This window comes from Sphingomonas sp. Ell38C01 (assembly GCF_055231975.1).
Window position 1 is genome coordinate 1210770 of record NZ_JBUYVA010000001.1, and the last position, 16755, is coordinate 1227524.

15 protein-coding genes are annotated in these 16755 nt (G+C 68.6%); 6 read left to right on the forward strand and 9 right to left on the reverse strand.

Going from position 1 to position 16755, the window contains the following annotated elements; translation table 11 throughout:
- Window positions 1-69 precede the first annotated feature (69 nt).
- Window positions 70-1614 (reverse strand): CpaF family protein, encoded by a 1545-nt coding sequence (locus ACV7NO_RS05660; RefSeq protein ID WP_463405039.1) that lies wholly within the window; start codon window positions 1612-1614, stop codon window positions 70-72.
- Between the two features lie 57 nt (window positions 1615-1671).
- A complete protein-coding gene (gene ada / locus ACV7NO_RS05665) occupies window positions 1672-2703 on the reverse strand; it encodes a bifunctional DNA-binding transcriptional regulator/O6-methylguanine-DNA methyltransferase Ada (RefSeq protein ID WP_463405040.1) in 1032 nt (343 codons plus the stop codon).
- Window positions 2704-2828: 125 nt separating this feature from the next.
- Between ada and ACV7NO_RS05670 the strand changes: the two genes are divergently transcribed.
- On the forward strand, window positions 2829-4352 hold the full coding sequence (locus tag ACV7NO_RS05670; protein WP_463405041.1) for a hypothetical protein: 1524 nt from the start codon (window positions 2829-2831) through the stop codon (window positions 4350-4352).
- Between the two features lie 55 nt (window positions 4353-4407).
- Here the strand turns inward: ACV7NO_RS05670 and ACV7NO_RS05675 are convergent, their stop codons facing one another.
- The 4 genes from ACV7NO_RS05675 to ACV7NO_RS05690 all read right to left on the reverse strand — a co-directional run bounded on the left by ACV7NO_RS05675 (window position 4408) and on the right by ACV7NO_RS05690 (window position 9061).
- Window positions 4408-5484, reverse strand: a complete 1077-nt coding sequence (locus ACV7NO_RS05675; RefSeq protein ID WP_463405042.1) for a DUF3667 domain-containing protein — start codon at window positions 5482-5484, stop codon at window positions 4408-4410.
- Between the two features lie 105 nt (window positions 5485-5589).
- Window positions 5590-6840 (reverse strand): cytochrome P450, encoded by a 1251-nt coding sequence (locus ACV7NO_RS05680; RefSeq protein WP_463405043.1) that lies wholly within the window; start codon window positions 6838-6840, stop codon window positions 5590-5592.
- Between the two features lie 71 nt (window positions 6841-6911).
- A complete protein-coding gene (locus ACV7NO_RS05685) occupies window positions 6912-8153 on the reverse strand; it encodes an ABC transporter permease (protein ID WP_463405044.1) in 1242 nt (413 codons plus the stop codon).
- Window positions 8150-9061: an ABC transporter ATP-binding protein gene (locus tag ACV7NO_RS05690; protein ID WP_463405045.1), complete on the reverse strand. Its 912-nt coding sequence runs from the start codon at window positions 9059-9061 to the stop codon at window positions 8150-8152. Before ACV7NO_RS05690 ends, ACV7NO_RS05685 begins: the two co-directional genes overlap by 4 nt.
- A gap of 137 nt (window positions 9062-9198) precedes the next feature.
- Between ACV7NO_RS05690 and queG the strand changes: the two genes are divergently transcribed.
- On the forward strand, window positions 9199-10317 hold the full coding sequence (gene queG, locus ACV7NO_RS05695) for a tRNA epoxyqueuosine(34) reductase QueG (RefSeq protein ID WP_463405046.1): 1119 nt from the start codon (window positions 9199-9201) through the stop codon (window positions 10315-10317).
- A gap of 121 nt (window positions 10318-10438) precedes the next feature.
- Here the strand turns inward: queG and ACV7NO_RS05700 are convergent, their stop codons facing one another.
- Window positions 10439-11437: an LLM class flavin-dependent oxidoreductase gene (locus ACV7NO_RS05700; RefSeq protein WP_463405047.1), complete on the reverse strand. Its 999-nt coding sequence runs from the start codon at window positions 11435-11437 to the stop codon at window positions 10439-10441.
- Window positions 11438-11521: 84 nt separating this feature from the next.
- Between ACV7NO_RS05700 and ACV7NO_RS05705 the strand changes: the two genes are divergently transcribed.
- From ACV7NO_RS05705 to ACV7NO_RS05720, 4 genes are all read left to right on the forward strand, one after another.
- Window positions 11522-12184 (forward strand): pyrimidine 5'-nucleotidase, encoded by a 663-nt coding sequence (locus ACV7NO_RS05705; RefSeq protein ID WP_463405048.1) that lies wholly within the window; start codon window positions 11522-11524, stop codon window positions 12182-12184.
- Entirely contained in the window at window positions 12185-12997 is an 813-nt protein-coding gene (dapD, locus tag ACV7NO_RS05710) for a 2,3,4,5-tetrahydropyridine-2,6-dicarboxylate N-succinyltransferase (RefSeq protein ID WP_463405049.1), read from the forward strand.
- A gap of 30 nt (window positions 12998-13027) precedes the next feature.
- Window positions 13028-13996 carry a class II fructose-bisphosphatase gene (gene glpX / locus ACV7NO_RS05715; RefSeq protein ID WP_463405050.1) on the forward strand — a complete coding sequence of 323 codons (969 nt, stop codon included), beginning with the start codon at window positions 13028-13030 and terminating at the stop codon, window positions 13994-13996.
- A gap of 198 nt (window positions 13997-14194) precedes the next feature.
- Window positions 14195-14956: a CPBP family intramembrane glutamic endopeptidase gene (locus tag ACV7NO_RS05720; RefSeq protein WP_463405051.1), complete on the forward strand. Its 762-nt coding sequence runs from the start codon at window positions 14195-14197 to the stop codon at window positions 14954-14956.
- On the opposite strand, the gene ACV7NO_RS05725 is transcribed toward ACV7NO_RS05720, so the two are convergent.
- Together ACV7NO_RS05725 and ACV7NO_RS05730 are read right to left on the reverse strand one after the other, a co-directional pair.
- Window positions 14928-15689: an ABC transporter permease gene (locus tag ACV7NO_RS05725; RefSeq protein ID WP_463405052.1), complete on the reverse strand. Its 762-nt coding sequence runs from the start codon at window positions 15687-15689 to the stop codon at window positions 14928-14930. The genes ACV7NO_RS05720 and ACV7NO_RS05725 overlap by 29 nt on opposite strands.
- 52 nt (window positions 15690-15741) lie before the next feature.
- Window positions 15742-16671, reverse strand: coding sequence for an ABC transporter ATP-binding protein (locus ACV7NO_RS05730; protein ID WP_463405053.1), 930 nt, complete (start codon window positions 16669-16671; stop codon window positions 15742-15744).
- Window positions 16672-16755: the final 84 nt, after the last annotated feature.

Here is a 16755-nt window from a genome sequence, read left to right on the forward strand (position 1 = left end):
GAAGGGCGGCCCGTCCGCCGTGGGACGCCCGTCGACAAGCTCAGGGCGAACGGGGAAAGGGGGGCGTGCTTACAGGCACGCCTCGAGATACGCCGAATCGAACCCGAACTGCTTGGCCTTTTCCAGCGTATAGGGGCGCAACCCCAGGGCGCGGTACTCGCCGATGATCTTGCCGTCCGCGCTCTCGTCGAGATATTCGAACTTGAAGAGCTCCTGCGTGACGATCACCGGGCCTTCCATCCCGATCACCTCGGTGACGTTGGTGACGCGGCGGCTGCCGTCGCGCAGGCGCTTGACCTGGATAATCATGTCGACCGAGTCCGCGATCTGGCGGCTGATCGCTTCCTTGGGCACCTTGATGTCCGACATCATCACCATGTTCTCCATCCGCGCCAGCGCCTCGCGCGGGGAGTTGGAGTGGAGCGTGCACATCGAGCCGTCGTGACCGGTGTTCATGGCGGCGAGCATGTCGAAACACTCGCTGCCGCGGATTTCGCCGAGGATGATGCGATCGGGCCGCATACGCAGCGCGTTCTTGACGAGGTCGCGGATGCTGATCTCGCCCTGGCCCTCGAGGTTGGCGGGGCGCGTCTCGAGCGGGAGCCAGTGCGGCTGTTGCAGGCGAAGCTCGGCGGCGTCCTCGATCGTCAGCACGCGCTCGCCGGGGTCGATCATCTTCGACAGGGCGTTGAGCATCGTCGTCTTGCCCGAGCCGGTGCCGCCCGAGATGACGACGTTGAACCGGCACGCGCCCGCGATCTTGAGCGCGGTGGCCATCTTGGGCGACATGCTGCCGAAGCCCGCCATCATGTCGAGCGTGATCGGCTTGGCGGAGAATTTGCGGATCGAGATCGCGGTGCCGCGCAGCGAGAGCGGCGGCACGATCACGTTGACGCGGGAGCCGTCCTTGAGGCGGGCGTCGGCGAGCGGCGTCGTCTGGTCGACGCGGCGGCCGACCGAGTTGCAGATGCGCTGCGCGATCTGGAACAGATGCTCCTCGTCGCGGAACTGGATCTGCGCGAGCTCCAGCTTGCCCTTGCGCTCGACATAGGTCTGCTCGGGGCCGTTGACCATGATGTCCGAGATGTTCGGATCGGCCAGCAGCTCCTCGAGCGGCCCCAAGCCGAGCAGCTCGTCGACCAGCACCTTTTCCAGCGCGAACTGTTCGCGGCGATTGAGCGTCAGCTTCAGCTCGGCGAGCACCTCGCCGATGATCGGGCGGAATTCCTCCGCCAGTTCGTCCTTGCCCAGCGTCGCCGCGGCTTCGGGATCGACGCGCTCGAGCAGGCGGGGGAGGACCTGTTCCTTGATCTTGTGGATCGACGATTCGAACCCCTCGACACGGCTGTTGCCCGCATCGCCCGAGGTGGCCTGGCGATCGGCGAGCCGCTGCATCGCGTCCATCGCGGTGCCGGGCATCGTGCCCGCCGGATCGTCCATCGCGACCTCGCCGGGCAACGGCATCGATTCGATCGGGGGGAACTGATCGCCCGCGGGCTCGGCGCGCTGGAGGCCGCCACCCTGCATCGGGCGCGCGACGCCGAATCCGGGACGTACCCCGGAGCCGCCGCCGATCCCACCATTGCCGCCACTGCGTCGACCGAACGCGCTCATACCCGTCGTTTCCCTTCGCTCGGGATAGCGGGTTAACCGGCAAGGCTTTAGATTTACCTAACCATTGCGCTCGCGCGACAGCAGCGCGCGCTTGCGTTCGGCGCCCCAGGCATAGCCGCCGGGGGTGCCGTCGCTGCGGCGGACGCGGTGGCAGGGGACGATGACCGCGAGCGGGTTTGCGCCGCACGCGCTGCCTGCCGCGCGGACCGCGCCTGGGCTGCCCGCGGCGGCGGCAAGCTGGGCATAGCTGCGCGTCTCGCCCGGCGGAATCGTGCGAAGCGCCTGCCAGACCGCCTCCTGGAACGCGGTGCCGCGGACGTCGCGGGGCAGGTCGTGGTCGCGATCGGGGGATTCGACGGTGGCGACGACCTGTGCCGCCAGCGCAGCGAGCGCGGCGTCGCCGGGGGTGATGCGCGCGTTGGGGAAGCGGCAGGCGAGCGCGGCTTCGTCCTCGTCGAAGGCGACGCGGCACAGGCCCTTGTCGGTGGCGGCGATCAGGAGCGGGCCCAGGCTCGTGTTTGCGATCGTCCAGCGGATCGCGATGCCGGTGCCGCCGTTCGCCCATGCGCCAGGCGACATGCCGAGGCGCTTCGCGCCGTCGTCGTAGAAGCGGCTGGGGGCGGAGTATCCGGCGGCATAAATCGCGTCGGTGACGGTCGCGTCGCCGCTGAGCGCGTCGGCGACGCGGCGGGCGCGCAGCGCGCGGGCATAGGCGGCGGGGGTGACGCCGGTGGCGCGTTTGAACAGGCGGTGGAAATGGTGGGGGGCGTAGCCGACCTGCGTTGCGATCGCGCCGAGCGGGAGGGTGTCGTCGGCGGCCTCGATCGCGGCGATCGCGGCGACCACCGCGACCCGGTCGCGGGAAATGTCGTCGGGCTTGCAGCGCAGGCAAGGGCGGTAGCCGGCCGCGCGCGCCTCGTCGGCATCGGCGTAGAAGGTGACGTTCTCGGGGCGTGGACGGCGCGCGGGGCAGCTGGGCTTGCAGTAGATCCCGGTCGTCCGCACCGCGACGACGAACCGTCCGTCGGCGACGCGATCGCGCGCGTCGAAGGCGGTGCGGGCGGCGGCGAGGTCGAGCGGGGTGGACATGCGGGCGGTATAGAGCCCAGCGGGGCGTGGCGCATCCCGCGCCTTGCGGTCAAACGATCGGGGATTTCGCTGCGGGGAAGTCTGTTCTAGCCTTGCCGCCGAATCGTGGGTCGCGTGGAGGCGGTGTGGGCGGAACGAAGCTGTGGCACGCCGCGATCGCGACGATCGCCCTCGTGGCGTCCGGACCGGCGCAGGCGACCTGGTATCGTGCGACGAGCCCGCATTTCGTCGTCTATTCGCAGGACGACGCCGACGACCTGCGCAAGCTGACGGGCGATCTGGAGCGGCTGGACGGGTTCGTCCGGTTGTTCCAGGGGCTGCCCGACAAGGGCGAGGCGCAGTCGAACAAGCTGACGGTGTTCGTCGCGCCGACCGTCGCGGCGGTGCAGAAGCTGTGCGGGAAATGCCCCAACGTCTATGGCTTCTACCAGCCGCGCGCGTCGGGATCGGTGGCGTTCACGCCGCGCCGGGCGGGCAATGGCGACGTGACGGACCTGGGGCCGCAGACGGTGCTGTTCCACGAATACGCGCACCATTTCATGCTCGGCAACTATGCGCAGGCGTATCCGGCGTGGTTCTCCGAGGGTTATGCCGAGATGTTCTCGACCTTCCGAATCGAGAAGGATCGGATGGTCGTGGGCAATGCGCCTGCACACCGCGCCTATTCGCTGCTGATGACCCGGCCGATGCCCGCGACCCAGCTGTTCGATCCGCGCGCGCGGCGCAGCCTGTCGGACGAGCAGATCGGGCAGCTCTATGCGCGCGGCTGGCTGCTGACGCACTATATCATGCTCAACGTCGAGCGGCGGCGGCAGATGTCGACCTATCTCGGGCTGCTCAATTCGGGCACGCCCAGCGTCGAGGCGGCGAAGACGGCGTTCGGGGACCTGCCCGCGCTCGACGCGGCGCTGAACCGGTATCGCGATCGCAGCCGGATCCCGGGCGTCACGGTGCCGATCGACAAGGTGACGGTGCCGCTGATCGACGTGGTGGCGCTGTCCGCGGGCCAGCAGGCGATGATGCCGCTCAGGATGCGATCGACGCGCGGGGTGAATGGCACGACCGCGGCGCCGCTGTATCGGGAAGCGGCGCCAGTCGCGGCGGCGTATCCCGACGACGCGGTGGTGCAGGGCTGGTTCGCCGAGATCGCATACGACGCTGGCGAGGACGCCGCGGCGGCGGCGGCGGCGGAGCGTGCGCTGGCGGTCGATCCGAAATCGGTGCAGGCGCTGCTTTACAAGGCGAACGTCCAGCTGCGTGCGGCGGCGAAGGCGAAGGATGCGGCGGGGTTCGCGGCGGCGCGCAAGACGATCATCCGCGCCAACCGGCTGGACGCCAACGTCGCCGAACCGCTCGTCACCTATTATCGCAGCTATGCGATGGCGCGCGAGTCGCCGAGCACGTCCGCGATCGCGGCGCTGTACCGCGCGCAGGAACTGGTGCCGCAGGACCCGTCGGTGCGGATGATGGCGGTGCGCCAGTCGCTGCTCGACAACGATCTGGAAGGGGCCAAGCGGTATCTGCGCCCGCTGGCGTATAGCCCGCATGGCGGGGCGGACAATCCCGCGGCGAAGCTGCTCGCGTTGCTCGATGCCGGGGGCGGGCGAGATGCCGCGTTGAAGGAAGGGGCGGTGGCGGAGGAGGAGTGACCCGGGTATCGAAACGGCGCGGTCGCGCTGGCCGCGATATGTCCCGACGCGGCGTCTACCCCAGCAGCCCCAGCCCGATCAGCAACAGCACGAACAGCACGATCGCGAAGTTGGCGAGGTTGACGAGCAGGAACATCCGGACGAACGCACTGGCGCGCCCGAGCCCGTAGGCGCCGCGCAGCTGCGCGTACATGTGGACCGGCACCGCGAACGAGAGCGTAAGCCAAAGCAGCCACGGCGCGACGCCGATCACGCCGAGGATGCTGAGCACCAGCCCGAGCAGCGACACGAACGACAGCGAATAGGTGATGAACACCGCATGGTCGTAGAGATGGAAGCGGCGGCTGAAGGGGAACAGGATCCACAGGAACGGCAGCGAGATCGGGATCAGCGCCCAGCTGAACTTATAGGCGTTGGTCTGGAGCTTGTAGAGGATCAGGTTCGGGTTCTCGCGCGCCTTGTTCAGGCCCTTGTCGAGGCGTTTCCAGCCCGTCTCCAGCGCCTCGCCGTCCGCGTCGCCGGAGGTCGGCCGCATCAGGCTGAGCGTACCGGCGAGACTGCGCTGGATCCGCTGGCGCGCGGCGATGTCGTCGTCGATCGACCCGGTCGGTTCGTTGTTCTGGAGCGCGCGGGCGCGACGTTTCGTCAGGTTGGCGATCCGATCGCCATTGTCCGCGATCGAGCGCTCGATCTGGGTGACCGTCGCCTTGCGTTGCCCGAGCGCCATCTCGGGCGCCTCGAGATGCTTGCCGAGCAGGCTGAGCATCGCGAACATCACGAAGATGACGAACAGGAACAAGGCGAGCGGCGAGACGAAGCGCGCTCGCTCGCCCGCGGCATAGCGCCGCGTCAGCGCGCCCGGACGGAAGACGAGCATCGGCAGCGTGCGCCAGATCTTGCCCTCGAAATGGAGGACGCCGTGCGCGATGTCGTGGCCGATCGCGCCCAGCGTGCGGTGGACATGGCCCGACTGGCCGCAGGCGTGGCAATAGTCGCCGACCAGCGCGGTGCCGCAGTTGAGGCACAGCGCGTGCGTGTCGCCGTGCTGCGCGTCGCCCGCATGCGGCTCGGCCGCGCGCGCGACCAGCGCGGCGGTGGCGATGTCGCCGACTGCTTCGATGCCCCCTGTCATGGGGGTGTGTTGTAGCCGGGCGCGAGGCTGGCTCAAGCGTGAAGTGGTTTTTCGTTACCCCGGATCAAGTTCGGGGTGACGAGCCAATCCGATTGCGTACCACCCTCAATATTTCGTGATCTCGACGGGCATCGAGCGATAGCCGTGGACGAAGCAGGCGGCGACGCGTTCGGGTTCGGCGAGGACGTTCACGCGCATCCGGCGCTTCGCCATTTCCTCCATCAGCGTGTTGATCTGGAGTTCGGCCAGCCGCGCACCGACGCAGCGATGGATGCCGTGCCCGAAGGCGAGGTGCCGGCGCGCGTTCGGACGATCGACGATGATCCGGTCGGCGTCGGGGAACACGCTCTCGTCGCGGTTGGCGGACAGATACCAGAGAGCGAGCTTGTCGCCCGCCTTGATCTGCTGCCCCATCAGCTCGGTATCCGCGGTCGCGGTGCGGCGCATGTGCGCGAGCGGGGTCTGCCAGCGGATGATCTCCTGCGTGACGTTGGGGATCAGTGACGGATCCGCCTCCAGCTTCGCGCGCTGGTCCGGGAACTTGTTCAGGCCGTAGATCAGGCCGGACATCGTGTTGCGCGTGGTGTCGTTGCCGCCGACGATCAGCAGGATCAGGTTCCCGATGAACTCGAAATGATCCATGTGCGCCATCGCGTCCGAATGGATCATCATGCTGATGAGATCGGGCGTCTGCGGCTGGCCGACCTTCTGGTTCCAGAGATTCTGGAAATATGCGCCGCACTCGTACATGTGCTGGAGCCGCTGCTGGCGGAGATCGGGATCCTTCACGATCTCGATATCGCCCGCCCAGTCGGACCAGAAGGTGAGCTTGCGCCGGTCCGCCCAGGGGAAGTCGAACAGGATCGCGAGCATCTGCGTCGTCAGCTCGATCGATACCTTGTCGACCCAGTCGAACGGCGTGTCCCAGTCGAGGCTGTCGAGCACTTCGCCGGTGCGCTGGCGGATGTCGGTGGACATGCGCGCCATTTCGGAAGGGGTGAAGGCGGGGGCGACGGTGCGGCGCTGGCCGGTGTGGACGGGGCGGTCGCGCGCGATGAACATCGGCATGCGCACGTCGCTGTTCTCGATGAAGTCCGCCAGCGTGATGCCGCCGACCTCGGACGAATACAGCTCAGGCAGCGATTCGACTTCGACGATCGGCTTGTAGGTGGAGACGGACCAGTAGGCACCATAGTCCGAATGCTCGACACGGTGGACCGGCGCGGTTTCGCGCAGCGTGCGGAAGGGTTCGTGCCACGTATCGTCGCGGTAGAGCGAGGCGCGGCTGACGTCCAACGGATCGGGCAACGGATCGGGCGCGAACGTCTCGGGCAGGTCCTGTGCCAGCGTGGCCATCGCGTCATCCTCTCTCGTTCTATTTGGTTGCGAGAGAAAACCTAATTGACACGACTGTCAATAGGCGCGCGTCAAGCCGCTGATCCGCCGCGCCGGAACAGCTTCTTCCACACCGGCGCGGCGCTGCCCGACTGGAGGACGCCGCGGCGGAACAGGCGCGCGCCGACGCTGATGAAGATCGCCACCCACAGCATCTGCCACGCGATCGCGGCGAGATGCGGCCAGACCTTCGCCGAGTTGGCCGCATGCCCCGCCATCGCGAAGGGGGAAGAGAGCGGGAAGACTTCCGCGAAGGTCGCCAGCCACGTCCCCGGACGCGCGGCCGCGGCGGAGGACAGGCCGAACATCGCGACCTGGAGGACGGTGATCGGCAGCGACAGCATCTGGATCTCGCGCATCGTCGAAGCCTGCGCCCCGACGCCGAGGAAGACCGAGCCGAGCAGGAGATAGGCGGTGGTGAAATACGCGCCGAACAGCAGTGCAAACCCGCCGAACCCGATCGCGGGGCGAATCTCCGCCAGTCCGCGCGCCATGTCGCCGGGAAGCAGCGCGCCGATCTGGCTGACGACGGTGCCCCAGAAGCCGACGAACAGGATCGCGACCCCGAACATGCCCAGCAGCTTGCCCAGGAACACGCTTTCGAGCGGGACCGCGGCGGCGAGGATCTCGATCACCTTGGTGTTGCGCTCCTCCGCCATCGTGCCGACGACCTGGCCCGAGAGGAAGAGCGTGAGGAAGAAGATGCCGAACACCGCAAGGAAGGCGGAGGCGTTGCGCCCGCCGAGCGAGGTGCCGCTCTGGCGCTTCGCGGCGACGAGCGTCGCGGTGGAGACGTCGGCGGTGCCGGTCGCCTTCGTGCGGATCGCAGCGTCGGCGACCGCGGCGAGGTAACGTGCGGGGCGCTTGCCCTGCGCGTAGAGGATCGTCGGCGTGGCGAGCGGGCCGTGGAGGACCGCGGCGACGTCGACGTCCTTCGCCTCGATCGCGGTGCGCGCCTGCGCGGCTGGGTCCGCGGCGGGGGCGCGGACGTCGAGCGCGGGGGGCGTCTCGTCGCCGCGGAACAGCGTGCGCAGCCGGGTGTCGGCGGCCTTCAGCGCGGCGGCGTCGGCTGGGGCGACGATCGCGACGATCCGCTCCTTGTCGGCGGAGCCCGACGAGACGCTGGCCGCGCCCATCCCGCCGATCGCGCCGAACGACCCCATGATGACGGGGGCGAACAGGAACAGCAGGAAGATCGGGGTGAAGACGGTGGCGATGAAATCGCGGCGCGCGATCGTCAGCGTCTGGCGCAGCTGGCGGCGAAACTTGCTCATGCTTCCGCCTCCTGCTGGCCGACGATCCGGACGAAGGCCTCGTGGAGGCCGGGGCGCTCGATCGAGAGCCCGGAGATGCCGTAGCCCGCCGCGATCAGTTGCGACAGCAGCGCCTCGATCCCCTCGCGCGGCAGCTCGAACCGCCAGCCCTCGCCATCGGCGCGCGCGTCCGCGGGAAGCGCGGCGCGCAGGTCGTCGCGGGGGTGATGCGGGATGTAATGGACCTGTTGCGGGAGCAGCGCGCGCGCCTCAGCCACGGTGCCCTCGAACCGGCGCTTGCCGCCCGCGATGATCGCGAGCCGGTCGCACAGCCGCTGTGCATGCGCCATGACGTGGGTGGAGAAGAGGATCGTCGCGCCGCGATCGCGCTCGGCGAGGATCAGCGCCTCGAGCTTTTCCTGGTTGACCGGATCGAGCCCCGAAAAGGGCTCGTCGAGGACGAGCAGGTCGGGCTGGTGGACGACCGAGCCGAGCAGCTGGACGAGCTGCGCCATGCCCTTGGAGAGCTTGCGGATCTTCTCGTCGGCGGCGTGGCCGAGGCCGACCTGCTCGAGCATCGTCAGCGCGCGGGCGCGGCCGGTCTTCCAGTCGAGCCCGCGCAATGCGCCCATGAACGCGATCGCCTCCTTCGCCTTCATCGAGGGATAGAGGCCGCGCTCCTCGGGGAGGTAGCCGACGCGGTCGCTGGCGTCGCGCGGGGAGGCCTCGCCCAGCAGCGTGCGGGTGCCCCCGTCGGGCTCGATGATGCCGAGCAGCATGCGCAACGTCGTCGTCTTGCCCGCGCCGTTGGGGCCGAGCACGCCGTAGATCGCACCCTTGGGCACCGACAGGTCGACGCCGTCGACGACGCGACGCTCGCCGAAGCGCTTGACGAGGCCATGCGCGGTAACCGCCGGATCGGAGATCAAATTATTACCCTCAATGCCGTTCGCCCTGGGCCTGTCGAGGGTGCCCTTCGCTCACGATTGCGGGCCGGGCTTCGACAAGCTCAGCCCGAACGGGGAAGGGGCCTGCGAAGACCGTCGGTTCGTGGTAGCGGGCGGGGGTGGCGCAAGACAAGCTCGAAGCACGGATCAAGGCCCAGGCGGCGGCGCTGGGGTTCGCCGCATGCGGGATCGCGCGGGCGGACGCGGCGCCGCGGACGGCGGAGCGGCTGCGGCAGTGGCTGGCGGACGGCGCGCATGGCGACATGATCTGGATGGAGGCGCGGGAGCACCACCGGGGAAGCCCCCCCGGGTTGTGGCCGGAGGTGGCGAGCGTGATCTCGCTGGGGGTGAGCTATGCGCCCTCGGAGGATCCGTTGCGGCTGGCCGAGGTGCGCGACCGGGCGCGCGTGTCGGTCTATGCGCAGGGGGCGGACTATCACGACGTCGTGAAACGGCAGCTGAAGGCGCTGGCGCGGTGGCTGGTGGCGGAGGCGGGGGGCGACCTGAAGGTGTTCGTCGATACCGCGCCGGTGATGGAGAAGCCGCTGGCGGAGGCGGCGGGCGTCGGCTGGCAGGGCAAGCACACGAATCTGGTGAGCCGGACGCATGGCAGCTGGCTGTTCCTCGGCGCGATCTACACGACGCTGGCGCTGGACGCGGACGCGGGCGGGGTCGACCGCTGCGGATCGTGCGACCGGTGCCAGACGGCATGCCCGACCGATGCGTTTCCCGCGCCCTATCGGCTCGATGCGCGGCGCTGCATCTCGTACCTGACGATCGAGCACGCGGGGCCGATCCCGGTCGAGTTTCGCGAGGATATAGGCAACCGCGTCTATGGCTGCGACGATTGCCTTGCGGTGTGCCCGTGGAACCGGTTCGCGTCGGCCGCGCAGGCGAACATGGCGTTCGCGGCGCGCGCGGAACTGGCGGCGCCCGAGATCGGGGACCTGATGGCGCTGGACGATGCGGGATTTCGGGAGGTGTTCGCGGGATCGCCGATCAAACGGATCGGGCGGGACCGGATGGTGCGCAACGCGCTGGTCGCGGCGGGCAATTCGGGGGATTTGGGTCTGGTGGGTCGCGTGATCGGGTTGCTGGGGGATCCGGCCGCGATTGTGCGCGGGGCGGCGGTTTGGGCGCTGGGGCGGCTGGATCGGGACGTTTCGCTCAGGGAGGGTTGGCGGCTGGATCGGGAGGAGGACGCTGCGGTCCGTGAAGAGTGGAGCGCTATCCTTTAGACCGTACCCCGGCGAAGGCCGGGATCCCGTCTCGGTGCGGAGCGCCGAATGCGCTGCCGCGCATGTTTGTTTACGGGGCTGGGCCCCGGCCTTCGCCGGGGTACGGCTTCGCCCCCGTTCGCTACGCCGCGACCTTGAGCTCCTGCATCGCCTCCGCCGCCAGCCGGATCGAGCGTTTGCGCTTGTCGTGGTCGTAGATCGCGCTGGTGAGCATCACCTCGTCGACGCCGGTGCGTTCGACGAACGCCGCGATACCGCGCGCGACCGTCGCGGGGGCGCCGACCGCGGAGCATTGTAGGACGTGATCGAGGATCGCACTGGCCTGCGGCGGGAGCGATTCGCGGTAGCCCTCCACCGGGGGCTTCATCCGGCCGGGGTTGCCGGTGCGCAGCGCGACGAACGACTGTTGCTGCGACGAGGCGAGGAATGTCGCTTCGGCATCGGTGTCGGCGGCGAAGACGTTGAACCCGGCCGTCGCGTACGGCCGATCGAGCTGTGTCGAGGGGCGGAAGTCGCGGCGATAGACCGCGAGCGCCTGGTCGAGCGCGTCGGGCGCGAAGTGCGAGGCGAAGGCATAGGGCAGGCCAAGCATCGCGGCGAGCTGCGCGCCGAAGGTGCTCGAGCCCAGAATCCACAGGTCGGGCTTTGCGTCCGCACCGGGCGTCGCGACGATACCGGTCTGGCCGTCGTTCGCGAAATAGCTCTGGAGCTCGAGGACGTCGCGCGGGAAGTCGTTCGCGTCGCTCGCCAGCGTGCGGCGCATCGCCTGCGCCACGCGCTGGTCAGAGCCCGGCGCGCGGCCGAGGCCGAGATCGATGCGACCGGGGAACAGCGCGTCGAGCGTGCCGAACTGCTCCGCGATGACGATCGGCGCATGGTTGGGAAGCATGATCCCGCCCGCGCCCACGCGGATCGTCGTCGTGGCAGCGGCGACGTGCGCGATCACGACGGCGGTGGCGGCGCTGGCGATCCCGGTCATTCCGTGATGCTCCGCGACCCAGTAGCGCGAGAAGCCCAGATCCTCCGCATGGCGCGCGAGATCGGCAGCGTTGTGGAGCGCGCCGGCGACGGTGCCGCCTTCGACGACGGGGACGAGATCGAGCAGGCTGTACCGGGTCATTGTACGAATATGGGGGCGTCGGGCCGCACGACAACGCCCGCGCGCCTTGCCCGTTTCTTCTGTGGCCCCTAGAGCCGCTTTCCGATGCATCCCGGCCTCGATCACGTCCGCACCTGGATCTTCGATCTGGACAACACGCTGTACCCGGCGAGCGCGGACCTGTTCGCGCAGATCGACGAGCGGATGACGACCTTCGTCGCGGAGCTGCTGGGCGTCGATCGCGTCGAGGCGCGACGGATTCAGAAAGCGTATTTCCTGGGCCACGGCACGACGTTGTCGGGGCTGATGACCGAGCATGCGATCGATCCGCATGCCTTCCTGGCGTTCGTCCACGATGTCGAGATGGACGTGCTGGAGGAAAATGCGCCGCTGGCCGCCGCGATCGCATCGCTGCCGGGGCGCAAGCTGGTCTTCACCAACGGCGACGCGCCCTATGCGCTCAAAGTGCTCGACCGGCTGGGGCTGGGGGGCACGTTCGAGGCGGTGCACGACATCCACGCGATGGACCTGCGCCCCAAACCCGCGGCGTCGGCCTATGCGGGGCTGTGCGCGGCGTTCGACATCGACGCGGCGACCGCGCTGTTCGCGGACGACATGGCGCGCAACCTCGCGCCCGCCAAGGCGATCGGGATGACGACCGTATGGGTCGACAACGGATCCGAGCAGGCACAGGACGCGGACCGCAGCTTCATCGACTTCACCACCCACGACATCGCGGCGTGGCTGCATCATATTCTGGAGGACTGAATGACCGCCGAGCTTCAGGCGACGATCGACGCCGCATGGGACGACCGCGCGACGCTGACCACCGGGACGACAGGGGCGGTGCGCGCGGCGGTCGACCAAGCACTCGCGATGCTCGACGAGGGCACCGCGCGCGTCGCCGAGCCGGTCGCGGAGGGCTGGCAGGTCAACCAGTGGCTCAAGAAGGCGGTGCTGCTGAGCTTCCGCCTGAACGACAACATGGTGATGCCGAGCGGGCATTTCGACAAGGTGCCGCTCAAGTTCGCCGACTGGGACGAGGCGCAGTTCCGAGAGGCGGGCTTCCGCGCGGTGCCGGGCAGCGTGGTGCGGCGCGGCGCGTTCATCGGCAAGGGCGCGATCCTGATGCCGAGCTTCGTCAACATCGGCGCGCATGTCGGCGAGGGGACGATGGTCGACACCTGGGCGACCGTCGGCAGCTGCGCGCAGATCGGGAAGAACGTCCATCTTTCGGGCGGCGCGGGGATCGGCGGGGTGCTGGAGCCGTTGCAGGCGGATCCGGTCATCATCGGCGACGGCGCGTTCATCGGCGCGCGCGCCGAGGTGGCGGAGGGCGTGCGCGTCGGCGAGGGCGCGGTGCTGTCGATGGGGGTGTATCTGGGCCAGTCGACGCGGATCATCGATCGCGAGACGGGCGAGACCTTCTACGGCGAGGTGCCGCCTTATTCGGTCGTCGTATCGGGCTCCGCGCCGTCGGGGTCGGGGACCGGACCCCATCTCTATTGTGCCGTCATCGTGAAACGCGTCGATGCGAAGACACGCGCCAAGACGAGCATCAACGACCTGCTCCGCGACTGATCCGACAAGATAATATTTAGGGGAAATGCCATGACGACTGCCAGCCAGGTTCTCGACCGAGTCCTCGTCCTCGAAATGGTCCGCGTGACCGAGGCGGCGGCGATCGCGGCCTCCACGCTCGTCGGGCGCGGCGACGAGAAGGCGGCGGATGCCGCGGCGGTCGAGGCGATGCGCGAGGCGCTCAACTCGCTGTACATGGACGGCACCGTCGTGATCGGCGAGGGCGAGCGCGACGAGGCGCCGATGCTGTTCATCGGCGAGAAGGTGGGCTCTGCGATCGGCAAGGGCCCCAAGATCGACATCGCGCTCGATCCGCTGGAGGGCACCACGATCTGCGCGACCGCCGGGCCGAACAGCCTGGCGGTACTGGCGATCGCGGAGGAGGGCGGCCTGCTCAACGCGCCCGACGTCTATATGGACAAGATCGCGGTGGGGCCGGGCTATCCGGAAGGGATCATCGATCTCGACCGGTCGCCGACCGAGAACGTGACCGCGCTGGCGAACGCGAAGGGCGTCGATCCCAAGGACATCATCGCGTGCGTGCTCGACCGCCCGCGCCACGAAAAGCTGATCGCGGAGCTGCGGTCGGTCGGCTGCGGGATCATGCTGATCGGCGACGGCGACGTGGCTGGCGTGATCGCGACGACGAACCCCGACACGACGATCGACATCTACATGGGATCGGGCGGCGCGCCGGAAGGCGTGCTGGCGGCCGCGGCGCTGCGCTGCGTCGGCGGTCAGTTCAAGGGGCGGTTGCTGTTCCGCAACGACGACGAGCGCGCGCGCGCGGCGAAATGGGGGGTGACCGACCTCGACAAGCAGTACGACCTGACCGAGCTGGCCAAGGGCGACTGCATCTTCGCGGCGACGGGCGTGACGGACGGATCGCTGCTCGAAGGCGTCAAGCGCAAGGGCAAGGTGATGACGACCGAGAGCGTGGTGATGCGCGCGTCGTCGGGCACGGTACGCTGGGTGAAGGGCGAGCACCGGCTGGGGTGAGGGTCGTCGCGGCCGGGGGGACTGAAGCGCGACGCGCCGTATTGCCGTCATCCCGGCCTTGTGCCGGGATCCAGCGCCGGGCTTGGTGGTCGCCCCGATCTTTGGCGCTACGTTCGCACCGCGGTGGATCCCGGCACGAGGCCGGGATGACGGTTTGGCCAGGATTACGAGTGTGGGTTGGGCTGGCTGTAGAAGGCGATGACGGGCGGACGCCTTGTTGCGGCAGTACTGCTCGTCGCGACGCTGGCGATGCTTGCGCGGTTCATGCGGCGTGACCGGGTACGGTATCGCGCGTTCGCGGCGGCCGGGGACGGAGCGCATCGGATCGCGGCGTTCCGGCGGATCGCGTGGCGGTGCGCGGTGATGTTCGGGGCGGGGTCGCTGGCGACGCTCGCGATGATCGGGCGGCTTGGGGCGGTCATCACCATGCCGGCGGAGTTCGGGGCGGTTTCGCCCTGGGATCCGGTCGCGTCAGACGCCGAGCTGGCGCTGTTTTTCGCGAGCGGAATCCTTCTGGGCTGCGGCGTCGCGTTCGCGCGTTATCGCTGGCGTGGACCGCGCATGGCGCGGGGGCGGATGCTGGGCGATATCGCCGCGCTGGTGCCACGGACGCGCGAGGAACTGCCATGGGGCGCGCTCGTCTCGCTGAGCGCGGGGGTGTGCGAAGAGCTGATGTTCCGGCTGGTCCTGCCGCTGCTGGTGGCGCTGGCGACCGGGAGTGCGATCGCGGGGTTCGTCGTCGCGACGCTGCTGTTCGGCGCGATGCACCGGTATCAGGGCAAGGCAGGCGTGGTCACGACGACGGTCGTGGGCACGGTGCTGGCGGCGATCTATCTGGCGACGCATGCGCTGTGGCTGGCGATCGCGTTCCATGTGCTGATCGACATGGCGGCACTGGTCGCGCATCCGCTTCAGCGAGGCGTCTGGCGGGTCAGCTCTTCAGCCGCCAGCCGGTCCTGAAGATCCACCAGATCGCAGCGAGGCAGGCGACGAGGAACGCGAAGGTGACCGCGAGGCTGATGCCGACCGGTACGTCGCCCGCGCCGAAGAAGCTCCAGCGGAACCCGCTGACCAGATAGACGACGGGGTTGAACAGGCTGACGGTGCGCCAGGGCTGGGGCAGCATGTCGATCGAATAGAAGGCGCCACCGAGGAAGGTGAGCGGGGTGACCAGCAGCGAAGGCACGAACGAGAGCTGTTCGAAGCTCTTCGCCCAGATGCCGATGATGAAGCCGAACAGGCTGAACGCGATGCTGGTGAGCACGAGGAACGCGGCCATCGCGAGCGGGTGCCGGATGTCGAGATCGACGAAGCACGCGGCGGTCGCGAGGATGATGAGGCCGAGGACGATCGACTTGGTCGCCGCGGCGCCGACATAGCCGATCACCAGCTCCCACGCCGAGACGGGGGCGGAGAGCAGCTCGTAGATCGTGCCGGTGAATTTGGGGAAGTAGATCCCGATCGAGGCGTTCGCGATGCTCTGTGTGAGGAGCGAGAGCATGACGAGGCCGGGCACGATGAAGCTGCCATAGCCGACGCCGTCGACCTGCTGCATCCGGCTGCCGATCGCGCCGCCGAACACGATGAAATAGAGGCTGGTGGTGAGGACGGGGGTGACGAGGCTCTGCCACAGCGTGCGCAGCGCGCGCGCCATTTCGAAGCGGTAGATCGCCCAGATGCCGTGGGTATTCATGCGTGGTGTCCCACAAATTGCACCAACGAACGGAGGGGGTGGCGAGCGTACGTCACGCCTTCCCTCCCACCAGATCGACGAAGATGTCCTCGAGGCTGGACTTGGAGGTTTCCAGATCGGTGAACGCGATGCCGAGCTCGGCGAGCTTGCGGAGCAGCGAGGGGATGCCGGTATGTTCGGCGCGCGCATCGAAGACGTAGCGCAGGCGGCGGCCGTCGTCCTCGAGCGTCAGGCTCCAGTCGGAGAGGTCCGGGGGTACGCGATCCATCGGCGTGTCGAGCGTCAGGTCCATCTCGCGCTTGCCGAGGCGCGCCATCAGCGCGCGCTTTTCGTCGACGAGCAGGAGCCGGCCCTTGTCGATCACGCCGACGCGGTCGGCCATCTCCTCGGCCTCCTCGATATAGTGCGTCGTCAGGATGATCGTGGTGCCGCGTTCGCGCAAGGCATGGACGAGCTTCCACATGTCCTTGCGCAGCGCGACGTCGACGCCCGCGGTGGGCTCGTCGAGGAACAGGATCTCGGGTTCGTGCGCGAGCGCCTTGGCGATCAGGACGCGGCGCTTCATGCCGCCGGACAGTTCCATGATCTTCGCGTCGCGCTTGTCCCACAGCGACAGGTCGCGCAGCACCTGCTCGATATACGCGCCGTGCGCCGAGCGCCCGAAAAGGCGACGGCTGAAGGTGACGGTGGCGAGTACCGTTTCGAACATGTCGACCGACAGTTCCTGCGGCACGAGCCCGATGCGGCGACGTGCGGCCTTGAAGTCGCGGACGGCGTCGTGGCCCTCGACCAGGATCTTGCCGGTCGACGGGTTCACGATGCCGCAGATGATGCTGATGAGCGTCGTCTTGCCCGCGCCGTTGGGGCCGAGCAGCGCGAAGATCTCCCCGCACTGGATGTCGAGATCGACAGGGTGGAGCGCGGTGGTGCCGCCGGCATAGGTCTTCGACACGTCGCGGACGCTGAGGATCGGTTCGGTCATGGATGCCCCTTGTGGGTGGGGAGGTGGGGGTTGGTGGGCTCCGTCGCAACCGCATCGGTGCATCCGTTCGCCCTGAACCTGTCG